Source organism: Stieleria neptunia, assembly GCF_007754155.1.
In the GTDB taxonomy this organism is placed as follows: Bacteria; Planctomycetota; Planctomycetia; order Pirellulales; family Pirellulaceae; genus Stieleria; species Stieleria neptunia.
On sequence record NZ_CP037423.1, the window covers coordinates 2,917,157 to 2,938,592 of the forward strand.

Annotated in this window: 7 protein-coding genes; all 7 read left to right on the top strand. The window is 57.1% G+C overall.

Going from position 1 to position 21,436, the window contains the following annotated elements; translation table 11 throughout:
- Nucleotides 1-25 precede the first annotated feature (25 nt).
- The 7 genes from Enr13x_RS10295 to Enr13x_RS10325 all read left to right on the top strand — a co-directional run bounded on the left by Enr13x_RS10295 (nt 26) and on the right by Enr13x_RS10325 (nt 20,583).
- The gene (locus Enr13x_RS10295; protein WP_197455924.1) at nt 26-2,710 is read left to right on the top strand and encodes a protein kinase domain-containing protein; all 2,685 of its coding nucleotides are present in this window, start codon (nt 26-28) and stop codon (nt 2,708-2,710) included.
- Nucleotides 2,711-2,746: 36 nt separating this feature from the next.
- Nucleotides 2,747-3,430 carry a WD40 repeat domain-containing protein gene (locus tag Enr13x_RS10300; protein ID WP_390621103.1) on the top strand — a complete coding sequence of 228 codons (684 nt, stop codon included), beginning with the start codon at nt 2,747-2,749 and terminating at the stop codon, nt 3,428-3,430.
- A gap of 188 nt (nt 3,431-3,618) precedes the next feature.
- A complete protein-coding gene (locus Enr13x_RS10305) occupies nt 3,619-3,798 on the top strand; it encodes an LEPR-XLL domain-containing protein (protein ID WP_145385986.1) in 180 nt (59 codons plus the stop codon).
- A 125-nt stretch (nt 3,799-3,923) separates the two neighbouring features.
- Nucleotides 3,924-4,853 carry a S8 family serine peptidase gene (locus Enr13x_RS10310; RefSeq protein WP_315857028.1) on the top strand — a complete coding sequence of 310 codons (930 nt, stop codon included), beginning with the start codon at nt 3,924-3,926 and terminating at the stop codon, nt 4,851-4,853.
- A 69-nt stretch (nt 4,854-4,922) separates the two neighbouring features.
- Nucleotides 4,923-5,291: a hypothetical protein gene (locus Enr13x_RS10315; RefSeq protein WP_145385987.1), complete on the top strand. Its 369-nt coding sequence runs from the start codon at nt 4,923-4,925 to the stop codon at nt 5,289-5,291.
- Nucleotides 5,288-7,174 carry an FG-GAP repeat domain-containing protein gene (locus Enr13x_RS10320; RefSeq protein WP_145385988.1) on the top strand — a complete coding sequence of 629 codons (1,887 nt, stop codon included), beginning with the start codon at nt 5,288-5,290 and terminating at the stop codon, nt 7,172-7,174. The genes Enr13x_RS10315 and Enr13x_RS10320 overlap by 4 nt, the downstream gene beginning before the upstream one ends.
- Nucleotides 7,175-7,536: 362 nt before the next feature.
- Nucleotides 7,537-20,583, top strand: a complete 13,047-nt coding sequence (locus tag Enr13x_RS10325) for a S8 family serine peptidase (RefSeq protein WP_197455925.1) — start codon at nt 7,537-7,539, stop codon at nt 20,581-20,583.
- The last annotated feature ends 853 nt before the right edge of the window (nt 20,584-21,436 follow it).

A 21,436-nucleotide genomic window follows, 5' to 3' on the forward strand; every position in this document is an offset into this window, starting at 1 on the left:
CAGAAGGATCCAAGAAATCTTCTCGATGGCGATCGAGATCGATTCCGCTGCGAAGCGAAAACGCTTTATCAATCAAGAATGCGGCAATGAAGCAGACCTCCGTCGGGAAATTGGTGAATTGCTTCGGGCCCATCAGATGGCGGGCAGTTTTTTCATCGATCATGCCAACGGCCTCACCAGTGGTGACGATCCGGACTTTTTCTTGGACATCCATTCGCGACTGACACCGGGATCCACGATTGGCCAATTCACGATCGGTTCGATCCTAGGAGAAGGCGGTTATGGCGTCGTCTATGACGCCGATCAATTCGTCCCCGTCCGGCGTCGTGTCGCCATCAAGGTCATCAAACCTGGGATGGACACCCGCGAAGTGCTGCGTCGATTCGATACCGAGCGTCAGACCTTGGCGTTGATGAATCACCCCAACATCGCAAAGTTTTTTGACGTCGGCAGCACGGACGCCGGTCGACCCTATTTTGTGATGGAACGCGTCGAAGGGTTGCCGATTACGGATCATTGCGATCATGCCCAATTAAGCCTTGAGCAGCGTCTAAAACTGTTCTGCGATGCCTGCTACGCCGTTCAGCACGCGCATCAAAAAGGCATCCTTCATCGAGATCTAAAACCATCGAACATCCTTGTCACTGAGGTCGACGGAAAACCGACTGCGAAGGTGATCGACTTCGGTGTCGCCAAGGCCCTCGAAACAGAGGACGAGAACCAAACCGCGGTGACTCGGCTCGATCAACTGATCGGCACCCCCCTTTACATCAGCCCCGAGCAGGCCGAGTGTCCTGCGGACATCGATACCAGGACGGACGTCTATTCCCTGGGAGTCGTTCTCTATGAGTTGCTTTGTGGTCAGACGCCGTTTCATCGCTTGAGAGCGTTTCGCGTCGACTTGGCAGAGTTGAGGCGTATCCTGAGCGAGGAAGAAGCTCGCAAACCGAGCACTCACGCCGAATCGAAATGCTTGGGTGCGAATCCACTCAAGGGCGATTTGGATTGGATCGCGATGAAGGCGATCGAAAAGGATCCGGATCGCCGTTATCCGACGGTGGACGCCTTGGCCGACGATGTCAAACGCTACCTGGCACGTGAACCGGTCTCCGCCGGACCACCGACACAGCTTTACCGAGTTTCCAAATTTGCCAGTCGCCACCGTGCCGCGCTCGCTTTCTCAATGGTGTTGATCGCTTCCTTGGCCGGTGGTGCCGCGCTGGCAACTTGGCAAGCGGTTCGCGCGACGCTCGCAGAGCAACTTGCCGAAGATCGACTGGAAGCGGTGGCGCAAGAACAGCAGCGAACACAAACAGCTTTACGTCTCGCCGAGGCGGCGGAAGCCGAACAACGGCGTCTGCGCGGATTGGCCGAGCAGCGAGAGCGATTTTCAAGACAACTGGTTTATGCCTCCGACATCCGCTTGGCAGGACAGTCGCTGCAAGATGGTGATCTTCGCAGCTTCGTCGACCAATTGGATCGTCATCGTCCTGCAACGGAAGCTGTCGATCTGAGAGGGTTCGAATGGTGGTTCCTGCGCGGCTTGGGTGTCGTCGACTATCAATCCCTGAAGACAGCGGGAAGCGGAGTCTGTTTGACTCGGTTCACGAGTGACGACGGTTACTTGGTCAGCGGCCACTACAACGGCAAGATCGGGATTTACGATGCCCAATCTTTTCAGCCCGTCCGCACCCTCAAGGGCCATGGCTCTTTCACCAACGACATCGACCTTTCCCCGAACGGCAAAATCCTGGCCTCGGCCGGTGATGATCATTTCCTGCGGTTTTGGGAGATTGAATCGGGGGAAAAAATTCGCCACGTCAAGGCCGACGAAGGACACGTCAATCGCGTTTGGTATGCCCTCGATGGCCAGTTGATCCTCTCGTCGGGCGAAGAACCGGACGTCAAACTTTGGGATCCGTCCAGCTTGGAAATCATCGATCGCCTCCGCGGCTATGCGACATTCCCCCACCACGGCATCAAAAGTCGACTGGCTTGCTCGCCCGACCGAACTCGCTGCGTCGCTGCCGACCAGTACAAGACGGCGCGGGTGTATGACCTGAAGACTCGCGAGGTGATTTGCTCGCTGGAGATCGGGCCGAGCGGGTTCATCCGCTGTTTGCAATTCTCACCCGACGGCCGATGGATCGCAGGCGGAAGGAGTGACCACCAAATCACGTTGTGGGATGCGGAAACGGGTGAAGTGCTTGAGCGCTTTCGAGGCCATTTGGATGACGTCCAGGACATCGCGTTTCATCCCGACGGGAACCTGATCGCATCCTCGGACAAATCGGGCGTCGTGCGGACTTGGAGGATTCGACGTGACGGTCCGCCGAAGGAAAACGTTGACAAAACGGAATCCGACAACACGCGAATTTCGAATTGGCCCGACGCGTTTGCTGCCCATGACGATCGGATCTGGTCGTTGGACTTTTCTCCCGATGGCGAAACCTTGGTGACCGGTTGTCGCGACGGCACGTTGCGGACCTGGACGGCACAATCCATCCATCGCTATCCCACGGGGTCGAATCGTCTGGAACCGCAAGCCGTCTGGATCGATGACCACCGTCTGGTCGTCACCGGGGAAAAGCAGTTGGTGTTTTGGGACCTGGAAACGGGTCGCAAGCAGGAAAGCGAAGTGCTTCCCGATTGGATCCAGTCGATCGCCCTTTCACAAGACGGCTCCAAAATCGCGACCGGGCACGAATAGGGCACGATACGAATCTGGGATGCCGAATCACGGCAGATCGAAAGCGAGTTCCACGAGCACGAAGGACCTGTGCACGCGTTGACCTACTTGCCCCACGATGGCTCGCTGATTTCGTGCGGCCAAGACGGCCAAGTGATCCGCTGGGCGCCCGAAAGTCTTGAGCCCGTCGTCTTGCATCACTTCGAAGACCTATGCAAATCGGTTGCCGTTTCACCGACCGAGCTGTTGATCGCCGCGGCGGTCCAAAACGACATCTACCTGTTTGACCTGGGCAGTTCATCTGACTCGGGGAAGCGCGAAACCGAACCGATGCGGATTCCCGGTCATCAAAACTCGGTCGACAGTTTCGCCTTCAGCCCCGACGGCCGGGTGTTGGCTAGCGCCAGCGATGACCGAACCATTCGAGTTTGGAATGTCGCCGACGGTAGCTTGCGACACGTGATCTACGCCCACCAGAGCAAGATCGAATCGATCGCCTTTTCGCCTGACGGGAAAACCATCGTCAGCGGTGACAAAGAAAGCCAACTCGCATTCAGCCATGTCGAGACGGGCCGACTGCTGTGCCGGGTCGACCTGCTCGACCGATGGCGAGACCTGGACATTGCCCCGGAAGCTCCCTGGATCAGCGAATTGAGATTCTCGCCCGACGGAACCCGCATCCTCGCCGCCATCTTTCAAACCGGCTACATCGTCCTCAACGGCCCACCACCGCAACCCTAGTCGCATCAAACAAAGACAGGTCATGACTTTCAACCGCACAAACACGCACAGTGTTCTGCTGGGGTGAGGGGGAATTCACACGCTCCACCCATCATTCTGCCACCTCCCATCGCCTCCCCCACCACCATCACCGTCCATCCTCCGCAAACGATTCATACTCCACGATCAACCCGCCCCATTGCGACCCAATGAATCACTCCCACAGCTCCCGCTGGACCCGAGCGTTCCGAAACCGATTGGCCAAGCGGCACCAGCTACGACTGCGGCTCGAGCAACTCGAATCCCGCTACCTACTCGCCGCTGACATCCCCTCCCCCGCGCCGATCACCTGGTTCGAATCCTACGACGACGTTCCGCGAGTCAGCTAAGAGTCCCTGGCCGACGAGGATCCGATTTACCCGGCGGGCTTCCAGGGTCCGCATGAACTCGCGGCCGGCGAGTGGAATATCCAGCTTGAGGAATCCACTTCACGGCGTGTTGCAATCTGCAAGCCGTGGACTCATACCTCGACGACGGCTTCAATGACTTCACCGTCATCGCGGGCTTGGGCTCAGAAGGATTGATGTTGGTCCGTGGACAGGGAGTGAGTTCGGCGGACGTTGAATCGAGCCTGAGCCGAAACGAATCCGTCGGGTCGTACAGCTTGAACTCGATGATTACCGGACAGGCAACACAGCCGAATGATTCCGAGTATGTACCGGGGCTGCTAGAAGGATTGACGCAAATCGGCGCCGAAGCGGCCTGGGACCAGTCCATCGGGAGCATGCAAACAGTTGTCGGTGTGGTCGATTCCGGCATCGATCTCGATCATCGTGATCTGTTTCTGAACATCTGGATCAACCAGGGCGAGATCCCGGCCGACCTTGGCGCGCAGGATATTGACGGCGATGGGCTGATCACCTTTTATGACCTCAATAACCTGCGTGTGATCGATGGTGTGATCTATGTCGCCTCGACCGTTACCCTTGATGGTGATGGCAATCTGCTTGCGGGCGATCTTGCCACCGCGGAGCAATTGACGAACGAGACGCCCTACCCGTCCAGCGACGACGTCGACAACGTCATCGCGGTCGCGGCATCCACTCTCGTCGGCGGGCTCGCAACCTTTTCCAACTACGGCCGCACGACTGTTGACATCGCCGCACCGGGCACTGGCATACGCAGCACACTCAAAGGCGGCGGCTACGGGACGGCAAACGGAACCAGCATGGCCACGCCGCACGTCGCCGGCGCCGCTGCGTTGATTTGGTCCTCACAACCTCAAGGGGCGGTCGGCGAAATCCGCGCGGCCCTGCTAGACGCCGCATCTGTCGAACCACTCGAAAACGGTGATCAGTTGGTCTCCAGCGGTGGACGCCTGAGTGCTTCCGGTGCGATCGCCGCCGATGTCTTTGCTCCTTCCGCCCGGGTCACACAAAAGTAGAGCATTGCGACCAGCGGCGGGAAGTCGACCGAATTCACGGTCAGATACCGCCACCGGGACGGAATCGATTTGGATTCGATTGATGACAACGACGTCATCGTCACGCGACAGTGGGGACCGGCCGACGCGATTCCCGTAACCTACAAACCGGGGTCAAAGTCGGCGACCGCAGACGGTGCGGTCGCAACCTACGTCATCGAGGCTCCCGGCGGCGGCTCGTTCACCAACTCGACCAATATGGTGATTCAAAGCGATGACCCCAATACGGTCTCGTCACAGATTTGGGTGGACGACCTATCGGGCCTTCCGTCGGCGTTGACGGTCACGGTGCCGATCTCGATCTTGGAGTCGTGCCCGATCCTGGCAGAATCAGCGGAAGGATCTACCAAGATGTTGTGGCAAATGGGGTCTATGACCCTGGAGAACCGGTGGGAATGAACACAATCGTTTTCCTGGACCTGAACTTCAATCAACAAATTGATGTGGGCGAGCCCACCGCGACCCTAAATGCCGAGGGGTTGTATGAGTTTGTTGAAATGGATGCCCACGTCTCGTATTCAATCTTAGCGACGCTCCCGACCGGATTTCAGCAAGTCGCTCCCGATGCAGACGGCAATTTCGAATGGGAAATCTTCTTGCCCGCCGGAGGCGACGTCACCAATCGCAATTTCGGGTTTCGGCGGGTGCAGGCGACGGGGCAGTCGACGTCGTCAATAGTGAGTGGACGCCTGTTTGAGGACACGAACGGTAGCGGTCTGTTTGAGCAAGGAATTGAGGTTTCGCATGGAAATGTCCCCATCTACCTCGATGCCAACAACAACCGTCGGCACAACATCGGGTCAGATGAACCAATCACTCTCACAAATGCGGATGGAACGTTTGCAATCGACGGTTTGAGTTCTCAGATCGTCACACTGCGAACCAGCTTAAACGACCGTTTCGTGCATACAACGCCGCTAGGGAATTCGTTTGATCTGGAAACGTCTCGCCTGTTCTCGGGTGTGGTTGCGTTTGATACCGCCAGTGCAGCGACGCCCAGCGATTTTAATTTGGATGGCATCGCGGATTTGGCTGTCGCCAACGTCAGCCAGAATACGCTGTCGATCTTGGCTGGTCGCGCCGACGGGGTGATCATTCGCGAAACGGCACACCCGATCGGCACCGGTGAAAAAGGCATCGACAGCATGGACGTGGCCGACATCGACAACGACGGGGACTTGGACATCGTCGCCACAAGACTGTCCGATGGCGGCGTGTCCATCTTCCGAAACATCACCGACACGACAGCGGATCCGGTTCACATTCAATTTGAGCCACTGGAGAGCTTCGGCGTCGCCCAGGCGTCTGTCTTTGAACGGGCGCCAATCGTGCTGGCAAACTTTGACAACGATGTATCGGGGCCGGGCGGCGAAGGCACGGTCGACATCGTCGCGATTCCAAAATCGACCGCGACGGTCAACGTCATGATGAATTCCCTGGTCGACGGTGGCCACCGGGTTGCACTGGATGGTTTGAACACGATCAGCGACTTGGACTTCATCATTACACCGACCGGTGATGTGGTGCCACCGTCCGTGACAGACGTGCGGATCGCCGCGTCCGGATGGGCGACGAGTTTCAAGTCGGCCGTCGATCCGCAAAATTTGCGCGGCGCCATCGTTCCCGGACCGTCTCCCTTACGGCCGCTCTCGTGGCACGGCCTGGACACGCTCTTTGTCGAGTTCAGTGAAGACATTCAAAAAGCCACCGACGGCATCATTGACGCGGCCGACTTGACGTTGGTTGGTGCCAATGTCCCGGACTACAAGTCCGCGTCGGGCATTGGTATCACGACCAGCTATACCGATGGAGGAGGCGATGGTCCGTTCCTGTTGACGATTCAGTTGGCGGGGTCTGCAAATTTTGAAGCGGATCGCATCGTGTTGGGATTGAGCGATTCGATCGTCGATCTGGCCGGCAATCCACTCGGCGGCAATTCAATCTTTGGGTTCAACGTGTTGCCGGGTGATGTCGATGGCAGTGGCGGTGTCTTGGCCAACGATGTGCTAATGGTCAACGCCAGTCAATTCACGTTCGCCGGCGCGGTGGGCTACGACGCCTTCCGAGATATCGATGGCTCGGGAGCGGTCTTTGCCAACGATGTCTTGCTGGCCAACGGTCGCCAGTTCACGTTTTTGCCGCCAGAATCGCCCGCGGCACCGCCGACGTTGGACCCAGGCTCGGTCGACGAGTTTTTCGAATCGATTACTTCAGACGGTGAGGGCGAGCTTGCCGCAGAGACCGGTATCAAGTTGTTTTGCAACAGCGAACCAAACGCTTGACAGAAGTCTTCGTTTCAACCGGACCAGTAGCAGAGAAGTTGGTAGGAAAATGGAGGAAGGGAGATGAAGAACGGCGGGAGCCAAGTCCGTTTCAGTTTTCCACAAAAACAACGCAAATCACGGCATCGATTCTCGCATCGGTGAGCCATTTGTTTTATGATCCCATCTTCCGCTTCCGCTGAGGGGTTCGGTCGGCACCCAAGCCTGTCGTTGGTGATGTGCGGAGTCGCATCTGACTAGTGATTGGTTTTTTGGTAGGTACGCCATCGATGGGCAATGATTACCCCACTTCGCACGCTTTCGAGAAGCGTTGTCGATCTCTTCGCACTTCTAGGCACGCAAAAATCGGCAAACGCCAGCAGTTGCGATTGCATCTCGAGCAGCTCGAATCGCGTTACCTGCTGGCCGGCGATTTCGGCGGCACCGCGGATCAGCCGCCGCTTGAATCGCCGGCCCCGATCACGTGGTTCGAGTCCTTCGACGAGGTCCCACGGATCGAGTTCGAATCGCTCGCCGCGGTCGATGCCGTTTATCCGGATGGCTTCCAAGGTCCGCGAGAACTGGCCGCCGGCGAATGGATCCTGCAACTGACCGGCTCGGCGGCCAGTCGCATCCACGTGCTGCAGACCGCTGATCAACAATTGGACGACGGCACGATCGAGTTCACGATCATCGCGGGGCTCGGCGCCGAAGGACTGGTCTTGGTGCGTGGCGAGGGCGTCACGGCATCGGACATCGAAGCGAGCTTGGAGCGTAACGATGCCGTCGAATCGCTCAGTCTGAATTCCATCATCACCGGCCAAGCGACGACGCCGAACGACTCAGACTACACGCCGGGACTACTCACAGGCCTGACAACCATCGGCGCCGAAGCGGCCTGGGACGAATCAACTGGCAGCATGCAGACCGTTGTTGGGGTGATCGACTCGGGGATCGATCTGGATCACCCCGATCTGTATCTGAACATCTGGATCAACCAGGGGGAGATCCCGGCCACGCTGAGTGCATTGCAAGACATCGACGGCGACGGGCTGATCACGTTTTATGACCTGAACAACTTGCAGGTGATCGACGGTTCGATCTATGTCGCTTCGACAGTGGTCACCGATGGCGGCGGCAACTTCGTGTCGGGGGACTTGGCCACCGAGGAACAGCTCACGACGGCGACGCCCTACGCCACCGGCCTGAACGCGGATTACGTGCAGGACCTCGCGGGGAAGCGCGATAGTGTGAACGGTCGGATCGATGCGTTGGACTTGCTCGCCGACACGGATTGGTCGGACGGACGCGACACGGACGGGAACGGGTTCTTTGACGATCTGTTTGGCGTCAATTTCCGCAGCGGAGAAGACGATCCGTTTCCGCCGAACGAGCCCGATGATGTTCTCGGTCACGGAACGCATGTGGCGGGCACGATTGGCGCGGTGGGCAATAACCACATCGGCGTGGTTGGCGTCAATTGGCAGACCTCGTTGATGCCGCTGCGGATTCTGGACAACGACAACCGCAGCGACGCGGGCGCGGGGTTGCGCGCGGTGAACTACGCCAAAATGATGCGTGGTCGTCTCGAAGTCGACGACAACAATCGTACGACCGAAGGCGCAAACGTTCGCGTCTTGAACAACAGTTGGGGCCAGCCGGGCGGATATGAGCCGGCGTTCGAGGCGGCGATCGGTGAGTTGGGCGATGCCGGCATCTTGTTCGTCGCGGCGGCGGGCAACGGTGACATCTTCGGCAACGGCGTCGACAACGACCAAACGCCGTTTTATCCGGCCAGCTACGAAGCCGACAACGTGATCGCGGTTGCGGCCGCCACGCCGGACGATCACCTGGCCACCTTCAGCAACTACGGCGGCACATCGGTCGACATCGCAGCACCCGGGACAGGCATCCGCAGCACGCTCAAGGGCGGAGGTTACGGAACCGCCAACGGAACCAGCATGGCATCGCCCCATGTCGCCGGTGCTGCCGCGTTGGTCTGGTCGGCGTATCCGCAAGCGACGGTTGATGAAATTCATGCCGCGATACTCAGTGAGACATCGGTTGATCCAATCGCAAATGGATCCGCACTCGTCACAACCGGCGGTCGCCTGAGTGTCGCGAAAGCGATCGGCGCCGATGTGTTTGCGCCATCGGCGGTGGTGATTGCCAAAGAGAACATCACGACGACAGGCGGAAGGACGACCGAGTTCACGGTCGAGTACAGCCATCGTGACGGGATCGACCTTGATTCGATCGACGACAACGATGTGATCGTGACGCGTCAGTGGGGACCGGCCGATGAGATCCCGGTGACGCTCAAGCCGGGCACCAAAGCCGCAACGCCGACGGGCGCGATCGCGACCTACATCATGGAAGCTCCCGGCGGAGGAACATTCACCAACTCGACTCCGGTGGTGATCGACGGTGCGATAGCGAACACAATCACGTCCCAAATCTACATCGACGACATTTGGGGCGTTCCCGCGGACATCACGGTTTCGTTGAACATTGATCACACGCGAGACCAGGATCTGAACATCACGCTAATCGCCCCTGACGGAATGCGATCCGTCTTGGTGTCCGGCAAAGGTGGTACGGCAGACAACTTCACGAATACGACATTCGATGACGGCACGGCGACCTCGATCGCAGATGGAACAGCCCCGTTCACCGGAACGTTTCGTCCTGAAGAGAGTATCCTGCCGCTGATCGCCGATGGGATTTCCGGTTCCTGGACACTGGAGATCGAAGACATTGCCGCCGCGGAGGGCGGAACGCTTCAAGACTGGTCACTTAATTTTGCACCGCGTTGGGATGCAATGGACTATGGCGAGTACTTGATTTCGACAGTGGAAGGGAATGTCAAAGCGGATACGAGCGACAGTTTTGTTGAGTCCCGACCGATTGGGGCCTTCAACGTCAAAATCGAGGATGATCCGTCGATTCTTTACGTCGAGGCCTCTTTCGATTCGTTGAGCCCAGGGTCGCTTCGTAGCACGATCATCGCCGCCAATGCCGCGGCGCCCGCCGAGCGGACGATCATTTTGAAATCGGGAACCTACACCATCAACCTCGCGCCGGTCGTTGATTCGTCATCGATCTTTGGATCGGCTCTCGAGTCGCTTGGCATCGACAATCCCGGCGGTTGGTCCAACGAGAATTCTGGAGACTTCGATATCACTGGAAACGTCTCAATCATCGGTGATACAAACGACGAGACAATCGTCGACTCCCAGCTGATCGATCGCGGTTTCAAGGTTCATCGGGCGGGGTCTCTCAGCCTTTCTAGATTGGCCATTCAAGGGGGGAAATCACCTTCGACACAAGGAGGCGGTGGAATTTTGTCTGTAGGCGAATTAGAACTCCAACGCGTGACTGTCCGGGGAAACGTCGCCCTGGGACCTAATGATTCTCAGCCAGCTTATGGCGGAGCAATCGCCGTCTGGGGTGGCAGTGCTAATCTGCATCAGTCTTGGATCACGGAGAACGAAGCCGACTTCGGAGGTGGTGTCTATTATAGTGGTGAGGCAACAGGGAGCGTGCAACGCAGCACCTTTGATCAAAACCGCGGCGGTGGCCTCTATTTGCGAACCTCGGTAGATGTTTCCGTCGAGAACTCCACCTTCTCTGCAAATATTGGTGGTCACGGTGCAATCGCAAAATTTCCCCCGAGCGGTTTTTTGAGGGCTAACGGCGCCAGTACTTCGCCTTCGATAAGCGCCGATGGCCGGTATGTGGCGTTTGAGTCGGAAGCAAACAACCTCGTCCCGGGGGACACGAACAATCTTGTAAATGTCTTCCTTACGGATATTTTCGTTCAGGATCGCGTCACGGGCACGATCGAACGAGTCAGTATCAGCGACGCGGGAGTCCAACCGAATGGCAATAGCACTCGACCTGTGATTAGCGCCGACGGCCAGTATGTTGCGTTTGAATCGGACGCAAGCAACCTCGTCCCAGGGGACACGAATAACGAGCGCGACATCTTCCTCTACGATCGCAACACCGGCACGATAAAACGGATCAATGTCAGCGAAACGGGAGTCCAAGCGGCTAGCTTTAGCGGTTCGCCCGTGATAAGCGCCGATGGCCGGTATGTGGCGTTTCATTCACAAGCTGGAAACTTGGTCCCAGCTGATAGCAGCTTCACAACTGACGTTTTCGTTTACGATCGCACCTCGGATACGATCGAACGGGTCAGCGTCACGGATTCAGGAGGCACCGGGAATGGCCATAGCAGTAAGCCTTCTATAAGCGCCGATGGCCGCTACGTAGCATTTTCCTCGTCCGCAACAAACTTTGTCCCGGGAGACACGAATAACCGTCATGACGTCTTCGTTTTCGATCGCAGCACGAGCACGATCGAAAGGATCAGCACCAACGATGCGGGTGCCCAAGGAGATAACACTAGCAATTCGGCCGCGATCAGCGCCGATGGCCAGTATGTGGCGTTTGCGTCGAATGCGAGCAACCTGGTCGCGGGAGATACGAACGGCGAATACGACATCTTCGTTTACGATCGCAGCACCGATAAGGTCGAACGGGTTAGCATTAGCAATGCGGGAGTCGAAGGGAATGCCAGAAGTTATGCCCCTTCGATCAGCGGTGATGGTCAGCTTGTAGTGTTTTACTCAAAAGCAAGCTACCTAGACCCAGACAACACGGACGAAACAAATGACATCTTCCTATACGATCGCAACGTCGGCACCCTCGAACAAGTCAGCGTTGGCGATGGGGGACTCCTTGGATATCTCAGTGATCCTCGGCCCGCGATAAGCGCCGATGGCCGCTATGTAGTGTTTGACTCAGACAAAAGCAATCTTGCTCCGGGCGACCTGAACGGCAAGTCAGACATCTTTGTTTACGATCGCAGTCTGGACAATATCCAGCCTGAAACCCTTGCTGCTGTAGGTACAGTTTCCAACGGCCCCAGTGATTGGCCCGCGATAAGCGACGACGGCGGGTATGTGGCGTTTGAGTCAGACGCGAGCAACTTGGTCCCTGGTGACACGAACGATCAAGCTGACATATTCGTTCGCGATCGTAGTACGGATACGGTCGAGCGAGTCAGTATCAGTGATGCAGGAGTCGAAGCGGATGGGTTGAGTACTCGGCCCGCGATCAGTCCCGATGGCCTGTTTGTGGCGTTTGAATCGGAAGCAAGCAACCTCGTCCCGGGAGACACGAACGGCCAATCGGACATCTTCGTTTACAGTCGCAGTACCGGCACGACTGAACGGGTCAATTTAAGCGATGCGGGAGTCCAGGCGAATGACAGTAGCCATCATCCTTCGATAAGCGCCGATGGCCAGTACGTCACCTTCTATTCGTATGCTGACAACCTGGTTCCAGGTGACACGAACGACAGGCCGGACATCTTCGTTTACCAACGCGGCACCGGCACGATCGAAATGATCAACATCAGCGACGTGGGGATCCAAGCAAATAGTATTTCTTATTCGCCCGTAATAAGCGCCAATGGCCAATATGTGGCGTTTGAATCGTCTGCTGACAACTTGGTTCCAGGTGACACGAACGGCCAATCCGACATCTTTGTCCACGATCGCAGTACGGGCACGATCGAACGGGTCAGCATGAGCGATGCGGGAATCCAAGCCAACGGCTCGAGCCGTTGGCCCGCGATAAGCCGTGATGGCCAGTATGTCACGTTCATGTCGTATGCTGACAACCTGGTTCCACAGGACACGAATGGGCAACCGGACATCTTTGTTTACGAGCGCACGACGGGCAAGATCGAACTCGTCAGCATCAGCGATGAGGGAGTTCAAGGAAATTATGGCTCTAGCAGAGGGCCCGCGATAAGCGCCGATGGTCGCCATGTGACGTTTGAGTCGTATGCTGACAACTTGGTTCCAGGTGATACCAACAACGCGAGCGACGTCTTCGCCTACGATCGCAGTACGGGATCGATCGAACGGGTCAGCATCAGCAATGCGGGAGTCCAAGGGGGAAACTCTAGCTCTTCGCCCGCGATAAGCGCCGATGGCCGGTATGTGGCTTTTTCCTCGCGGGCGACCAACATGGTTGCGTGGGACACGAACAGCGAAGACGACATCTTCGTTTACGATCGCAGTTTGAAATCTATCCAGTCTGATACTTTTGCTGCGAAAGGGACAGTGACCGACGTCTCACACACAACGATCGCGTTTTCGGGCGATTTAAGTTCGGGCAGCACGGTTCGCGGCAATGTTCAAGTGCAGAACTCGTTGTTCTTTGCTAATCAGGTTGCCCAGGATCTTGATGTGTACTCTTCCCCTGTATCTTTCAACAACGTTTTTTCTGAAGCAACTCAAACCGATTTTATCGCTCCACTTGTTCGCTTTAACGACCTGCCACCTGTCCACCGCTTGTCCGAGGGCAATCCAGCGATCGACGCCGCGGTTTCGTCGGGGAACATCGTTCCGGATCAATTGGGGCAAGTGCGCCGTGATCCGGCTGATATCGGGGCTGTGGAGGCCACGGACGCGTCGGTAAGCGGAGTTGTTTATTTCGATCGCAACCAAAACGGTCGCCTGGACACGGGTGAACCTGGGATCGCGAACGTCGACGTCAATGTGACAAGTACGACATCGTCAAGCGTTGTTCGTTCGGATGCGGAAGGCAACCTAAACCTTCATGAAGTGAAACCAGAGCGGCTCAACTTTAACGTCGCGCTTGAGTCCGGAACGCACTGGTCAGTCTTCATTCCACCGATCGAATTAATTCGCAACGGTCCGTTACTTGCGAACAGCAGCATTAATTCAGGTGCGATGAGCGCCGATGGTCGGTACGTAGCGTTTTCTTCGAACGCAACGAACCTCGTTACGGGAGACACGAACAATAGTGGAGACGTCTTCGTTTACGACCGAAACTCGAACACAATAGAACGAGTCAGCATCAACGCTGCGGGAGTCCAAGGGGATTCAAGTAGCTCGGCTCCCACGATAAGCGCCGACGGTCGCTATGTCGCATTCGATTCGAATTCTACCAATTTAGTCGCTGGGGATTTGAACAACACGACTGACATCTTCGTCTACGATCGCAGCACGGGCACGATCGAACGGGTCAGTTTCAATGACACGGGAGTCGAAGGGGATGACTATAGCGGATCGCCCTCGATAAGTGCCGATTGCCGGTATGTGGCATTTCAATCCAGGGCAAGCAACCTAGTTCCAGGGGATACGAACGGCCAAACGGATATCTTCGTCCACGATCGAATCACGGGTACGGTCGAACGAGTCAGCATCAGCGATGCGGGAGTCGAGGGAGATGACAGTAGCCTCTCCCCAAAAATAAGCGCCGATGGCCTGTATGTTACGTTCATTTCGCGCGCCACCAATCTGGTTCCAGAGGACACGAACGGCAAGCAAGACGTTTTCCTTTACGATCGCAGCACCAATACGATCGAACGGATCAGTGTCAACGATGCGGGAGTCCAAGGGGATGGCAATAACTATACGCCGGCGATTAGCGCCAACGGCCAGTTCGTGACGTTTCGCTCATACTCGCGCAACTTGATCCCGGAGGACACGAGCGGCAACCCTCACATTCTTGTTTACGATCGCAACACAAGGACGATCGAACCGGTGAGCATCAACGATGTGGGAGTCCAAGCAAATCGCAGCTATGCTCCCACGATAAGCGCTGATGGCCGATATGTGGCCTACTATTCGGATTCATCCATCCTTGTCCCGGGAATCTCAAATGGTCAGGATGATATTTTCATTTATGACCGAAGCACAAGCAAGGTTGTACGAGTCAGCATCAGCGATCTGGGAGTCGAAGGAAATGGCGCAAGTCGGCATCCGGTGATAAGCGCCGATGGACGGTACCTGACCTTTACTTCGTACGCTAGCAACCTAGTGGCCGGAGATTCAAACAACATCACTGATTTGTTCATTGTATTTAACCCGCTCGCTGAACCCGGTCTCACGCGCGACCTTCAGGCTGGTGAATTCTTTACCGAACTCAAATTTGGCCTGGTTCCGGATCCGGGGGTAATCAGCGGTCGGGTGTTTGAGGATGTGGTCGCCAACGGTGTTTACGACGAGGGTGAGCCGTTAGACGTCGACACCACTGTATTCCTCGATCTCAACTTGAATCGGCAACTGGATGAGGGTGAGCCGTTTGCGAATCCAGATGCGGAAGGACGGTACGAATTTACCAACACCGACGCTCATCTCTCCTACGCCATCGCCGCTCTTTCGCCCATCGGATACGAGCAAGTTGCTCCCGGTGCCAGCGATGATTTCGTTTGGGACATTTTCCTTCCGGCCGGGGGCACAATCACCAACCGTGACTTTGGGTTCCGACGGGCTCAGGCCACCGGGCAGTCGAGTGCTTCGGTTGTTACAGGACGTGTTTTTGAAGACAAGGACGGCAATGGTTTCTTTGACGCGGCAGTCGACACGGTCCATTCGAATATTCCAATCTATCTGGACGGCAATAGCGACCGAAAGCATACCACCGGAGCGAACGAGCCGATTGTTCGCACGGAGGCTGATGGGACTTTTGAGATTAGCGACTTGGGGTCGCGGATCGTGACCGTGCGGACGAAGTTGGGCGAGGACCTGAAGCATGTGACTCCGCTCGGTAATTCGTTTGATCTTCAAACATCGAGTCTGTTTACCGGCGTCAGTGCGTTCAGCAAGGCGAGTGACGCCACGCATGCAGATTTTGACCAGGATGGCTTTGAAGACCTTGCGGTGCTGCTCAGCGACGGCAACCAGCTTGCCATTCGATTGAACGATCAAAACGGAGCGTTCCCGGCCAGCGACATCAACATCTCACTGGGGCCGACCGACACGCAGCCCGGAACCTCGTTGCCGCTGGAAATGGTGGTCGGCCAGTTCAACGCTGATGCGGCAGACCGCACGGATGTCGCGATCGTCGGACAGTCGACGGGAAATGTGTTGATCCTGCTGGACTTTGACAAAGACACCGGTCAATTCGCTTCGCGGCAGACCGTCGACGTTGGCGAAAATCCGATCAGCATCACTTCCGGGTACTTTGATGCCGGCGATACGCTTGACCTCGCCGTCGTGAACTTCGGAACTTCGCAGCTGGTGCAGGCTTCACCGGCGATCTATGCCAAGATCAATGAGTCTTTCCAGATCCTGACCAATGATGGCGTTGGAACATTTACCGCACACGCCCCCGTTCCTGTTCCCGGCGATGATCCCGTGGCGATCGTCTCCGATGATTTCAATGGAGACACACACGCCGACATCGCCGTGCTGCACAACGGGCCGACCTTTCCCAACTCTCCCTTCGGTGATGCGACGTTGTTCACCGGTAACGGGGCAAACGCGTTTGCTGAATCACATCGCGAACCCGTCGAGGGCGGACCGCTGGAGATGGTCAGCGGGGATTTCAACGGTGATGGCATCGCGGATCTGGCTGTCGCGAACGTTAGCCAGAATACGATGTCGATCCTGGCAGGGCGCGCCGACGGTGCAGTCATCCGTGAAACGGCCCATCCGATCGGGACCGGCGAAAAGGGCATCGACAGCATGGATGTCGCCGACATTGATAACGATGGAGACCTAGACATCGTTGCGACAAGATTGTCCGACGGCGGCGTGGCGGTCTTTCGAAACATCACCGACACGACAGCGGATCCGCTGGTCGTCCAGTTTGAACCGCTGGAAAGTTTTGGCGTCGCACAAGCGTCTGTCTTTGAACGGGCGCCGATCGTGCTGGCGAACTTTGATAATGATACGTCGGGGCCGAATGGCGAAGGTACCATCGATATCATCGCGATTCCAAAATCGACGGCGACGGTTAACGTGTTGCTGAACACGCTTGTCGACGGCGGGCACCGCGTTGCGTTGGATGGATTAAATACGATCGGCAACCTGGACTTCATCATCACGCCGACCGGTGATGTTGTGGCTCCGTTGGTCACGGACGTCCGCGTCGCCGGATCTGGCTGGGCGACGAGTTTCAAGTCGGCCGTCGATCCGCAAAATCTGCGCGGCGCCGAAGTTCCCGGACCGACTGCGTTGCGGCCGCTCTCGTGGAACGGCCTGGACACGCTCTTTGTCGAATTCAGTGAAGACATTCAAAAAGCATCAGACGGCATCATTGATGCGGCCGACCTGACGCTGGTCGGTGTCAATGTGCCGAACTATGAGACCGCATCGGAGTTTGGCGTCACGACCAGCTATACCAACGGCGGAGGCGATGGTCCGTTCCTGTTGACGATTCAGTTGGCCGGAGCCGCTGACTTTGGGGCGGATCGCATCGTGTTGGGCATCGGGGATTCGATCGTCGATCTGGCCGGCAATCCACTCGGCGGCAATTCAATCTTTGGGTTCAACGTGCTGCCGGGTGATGTCGATGGCAGTGGCGGTGTCTTGGCCACCGATGTGCTGACGGTCAACGCCAGTCAATTCACGTTCGCCGGTGCTGTGGGCTACGATGCCTTCCGAGATATCGATGGTTCCGGAGCGGTTTTTGCCAATGATGTGTTGCTGACGAATAGCCGGCAGTTCACGTTCTTGCCGCCAGAGCCGAGTCCGCCCGCCGAAGGGGAAGCCCCGGTGTTGCTGATGGTGGATGCCGAAGGCGAAGACGCTGGCGCGGCCGGAGTGAAATTGTTTGGCGAAATCGAGACGTTCAACGGGCCGGGAACTTACACGTTGGACATGTTTGTCGAGGCGGTCGGCGGGCCGGTTTCGATCGCGGGCTTTAACGCGCCGCTGTTGGTCGATGGGACCGGCGTCAGCTTTGCCGGTGACGAGACGGCGTTTGCGCCCAACGCTTCGTTCGATCTGGAATTCGTGACGGGACTGGGGACGCCCGGCGTCTACGGCGTGGCCGGTTCTTTGGGGCCGGGATTGCAACTTGATGCGGGCCAAAGTGAAATTCTGTTCTCGATTGATCTGGTGGTCGATTCAAACTTCGATACTCCCGCGGATGTCGTCAGCATCATCACCGACGGTCCGTTCGCATCCGCCTTGCAGTTTACCGATGCGGATTTGGCGACGATTCAAGATGTCACCATCGAGTCGGCGGCGCGGATCGTCGTGCCTGTCCCGCCGGTCGTTTTGCTGAATTCACTTGCGACGGAGCCCGCAGACTTGCCGAGCGGCGCCCAGCCATCGTCTTGGGACACACAGCGCGACCAAATCCGTGACATCGTGATTGAACTGCAAACGCCGATCGCGGCACTGCCCGACGGTGGAATCTCGCTGACGAACCGGGGCGTCAACGACGGTGATCCGGAAACGGTCATCGAGTTGCGAGTCGACCAAGTTTCGCTCGATGCGGCCGGAACCGTGATCACGATCTTGCTCGATGCGAAGCAATTGCCCGACGGGCCTTATAGGTTGGAGTTGTCGCCGGAGGTCACGAGCGGGTCGGCATTCGCCTTCACCGCCGATGATCAAAACCGATTCTTTGTCTTGAGCGGCGATTGGGACGGGAACAGCAGTGTTGACCTGAGAGACCTCGCGACGTTTGCGTACTGGTCCGGCATCCCGGGCGGCGCCCCCGGTTATGTCAATGACGATGGCATCGGGGGCATCACGATCGATGACCTGGCCGGATTTGAAGCCAACTATGCAATCAAGCTTGATGTGCCGGGAATGACCGAATCAATTGATCCGGATTGGATCGATGCCGAAGCGTTTGAGCGTGCGAAAGCGACGATCATCGAGCGGACGGATGTCAACGGCAGCTCAACGGTCTCGCCCTTGGACGCCTTGCATGTGATCAACCGAATCGCAACAGAGTTCGTCGGCACCACCGATTGGCAATACGATGTCAATCGAGACGCCGAGATCACGCCCCGCGATGCGTTGTTCGTCATCAACGCGATCGCACGAGCGTCTTTATCCGATCTGAATCCCGGTGAAGCGTCATCCACCGAGTCGATTGCGTTGCGATCGAGCACCACTGTTGCGGCGGCCGAGGCGCCGACTGAGTCATTGTCGGATGCACCGACCGTGATCCTGGACCTGGTCGGTGGTCGTCAAACCTATTCGGGGCCAGGGACCTACACGTTCGATTTTACGATCACGGCAATCGGTGGGGACCAGACCATCGCCGGATTCAATCTGCCGTTGCGTTTCGACGTCCCCGGAGTGACGTTTGGCGGAACGATCGACGATTTCGTTCGCAACCCAGCGTTCAGCTATGAATATGTTGCGCCGCTCAGCCAAGCCAACCACTTCGGCGTCGCGGCATCAGGTTCAAGCGGCCTTGCATTGGCCCAAGGACAGACGGCAGTTCTGTTCAGCATCGTGGTCGATGTTTCAGCATCGGTCGACGTCGCGTCGGAGCTGGAAATCGCCATCCCGATCACCGAGGGGGCCGATGCGCAGGGAATTCAATTCATCGGGACGGGCATCGAGGTGATCGACCCGCCGAATTTTGTTCGCGGCGCCGTGCTGGCTCCGCCCGGGCCGGGGATCCAATTGACCGGCGTGGTTCAGGAGCTCAATGGCGCGGGGACGTATACGCTGGATTTCATCGCCGAAGCGGTGGGGGGACCGGTCTCGATTGCCGGTTTCAATGCACCGTTGATGGTTGATGTTCCCGGTGTGACGTTTGCGGGCGATACGTCGGCTTTCCATCCTAACGCGTCCTTTCAAAATGGGAATGAGTATGTGACCTCGCTCGCGTTGCCGAATGCCTACGGAGTGGCGGCATCGCTCGGCGACGTCTTGCAACTCGCAGAAGGGGAGCGAGTCGTCCTGTTTTCGATCGACGTGGCGGTTGATCCGAGCGCGGGGATCGGTGCGGCGGCGGAGGTGGCAAAGATCATCACCAGCGGAACGCTCGCCAGTAGTCTGCAACTGATCGATCCGGACGCGGAACCGATTCTTGATGTCTTCGTCGGTGCGAACGCAATCCTTGCTCGCGCGATTGACCCTGTCGTGATGATCAATGACGGATCGTCGACGCGATCTCAGATCACGTCGCTGGTGGTCACGTTTGACGCCCTGGTCGATCACACGGATCTCGCCACTGCTTTCCGTTTGACCAATCTTGATTCCGGCTTGGCGGTCGGCGCGATCCAAGTTGCCGCGGTCGACCAAGGCACGCAGACGATCGCGACACTGACGTTTGATGGGGTCTCCACGATTGCTCGTCAAGGCACCGGATCACTCGGAAACTCTCTCGCAGACGGAAACTATCGATTAGACATCTTTGCCCAGCAGGTTCAATCGAGTAACGGTCAGCAATTATTTCGCGATGAACAATTCGGCGACAACGCGACCGATCTACTGTTTCGTTTCTTCGGAGACACCGACGGCGATCGGGACGTTGATGGCCAGGACTACGGACGGTTCGGCCTGGGTTTCTTGAAGTCATTCGACGATCCCGGCTACGATGCCCCCCTTGATTCGGATGGTGATGGCGATATCGACGGTCAAGACTATGGTCGCTTTGGGCTGAATTTCCTGAAGAGTATGTAACGAACCCGCACCGGCAGATCACTTCACACCTCGTCGAGGTGGCTCCCTCAGGATCTATCGCGTTAAAACATCCAGACACCTCAATGCCAGAATCCACACCATTCGGCAATTCGAGATTGGGCCGGTTTCAGCGCCGAAGTTGGACCACCTTCGGCGGCGGAGCCAGTCCGCCAAGTCGCCTCGGTCTCGACCACCGAAGCAGATCTCCTCTTCGATGCATACTTCGCCAAAAAATGGACCGAAAATTAGGGAAGCTGCTGCGAAGCGTTCCACCAAACAGCGTTCGGTCGATGCAACCGACTGCGCGAAGAAATCGCGTTTTCTCTGTTCGGTGCGATCGCACTCATTCATTCTGGCTCCCTTCTCCCCCGCGGCGAGAGCGAGTGGTGCTCGCTCTTGCCGCGGGGGAGAAGGGCTGGGGATGAGGGGGCAATGTGCTACAGAAGTGCATCAATTACCTGTTCGATCCGGCGCCGCACGGCCACGGCATTCCTCAAGACCACGTAACCAAGCATCCGCACGACATGATCTCCTCGCTCGGTCAAATACCGGTCGCGACGCCGAAAAGCACTTGGGTGCGACGTCATTATTCCACAGGTGTGTGCTGAGCGGAAATCTGCTCGTTTTAGCGCCCTGATCGGTCCGTTTACTTGGCTCGAAATATCAGTGAAATGACGCCCCTAGCTGCGGTACTTCGTGCTCGCATTGTGATCGACCAAGTTCTGCATGATGAAGTTCTGCATGATGAATCGCGTAGCAGTGACTAGGGAGACGGCCGAGATCGAAGCCCGTACGGATCAACTCCCAACCCTGACCACCTGATAGACAGTGAGATCGACTTGGGCGATGGAGT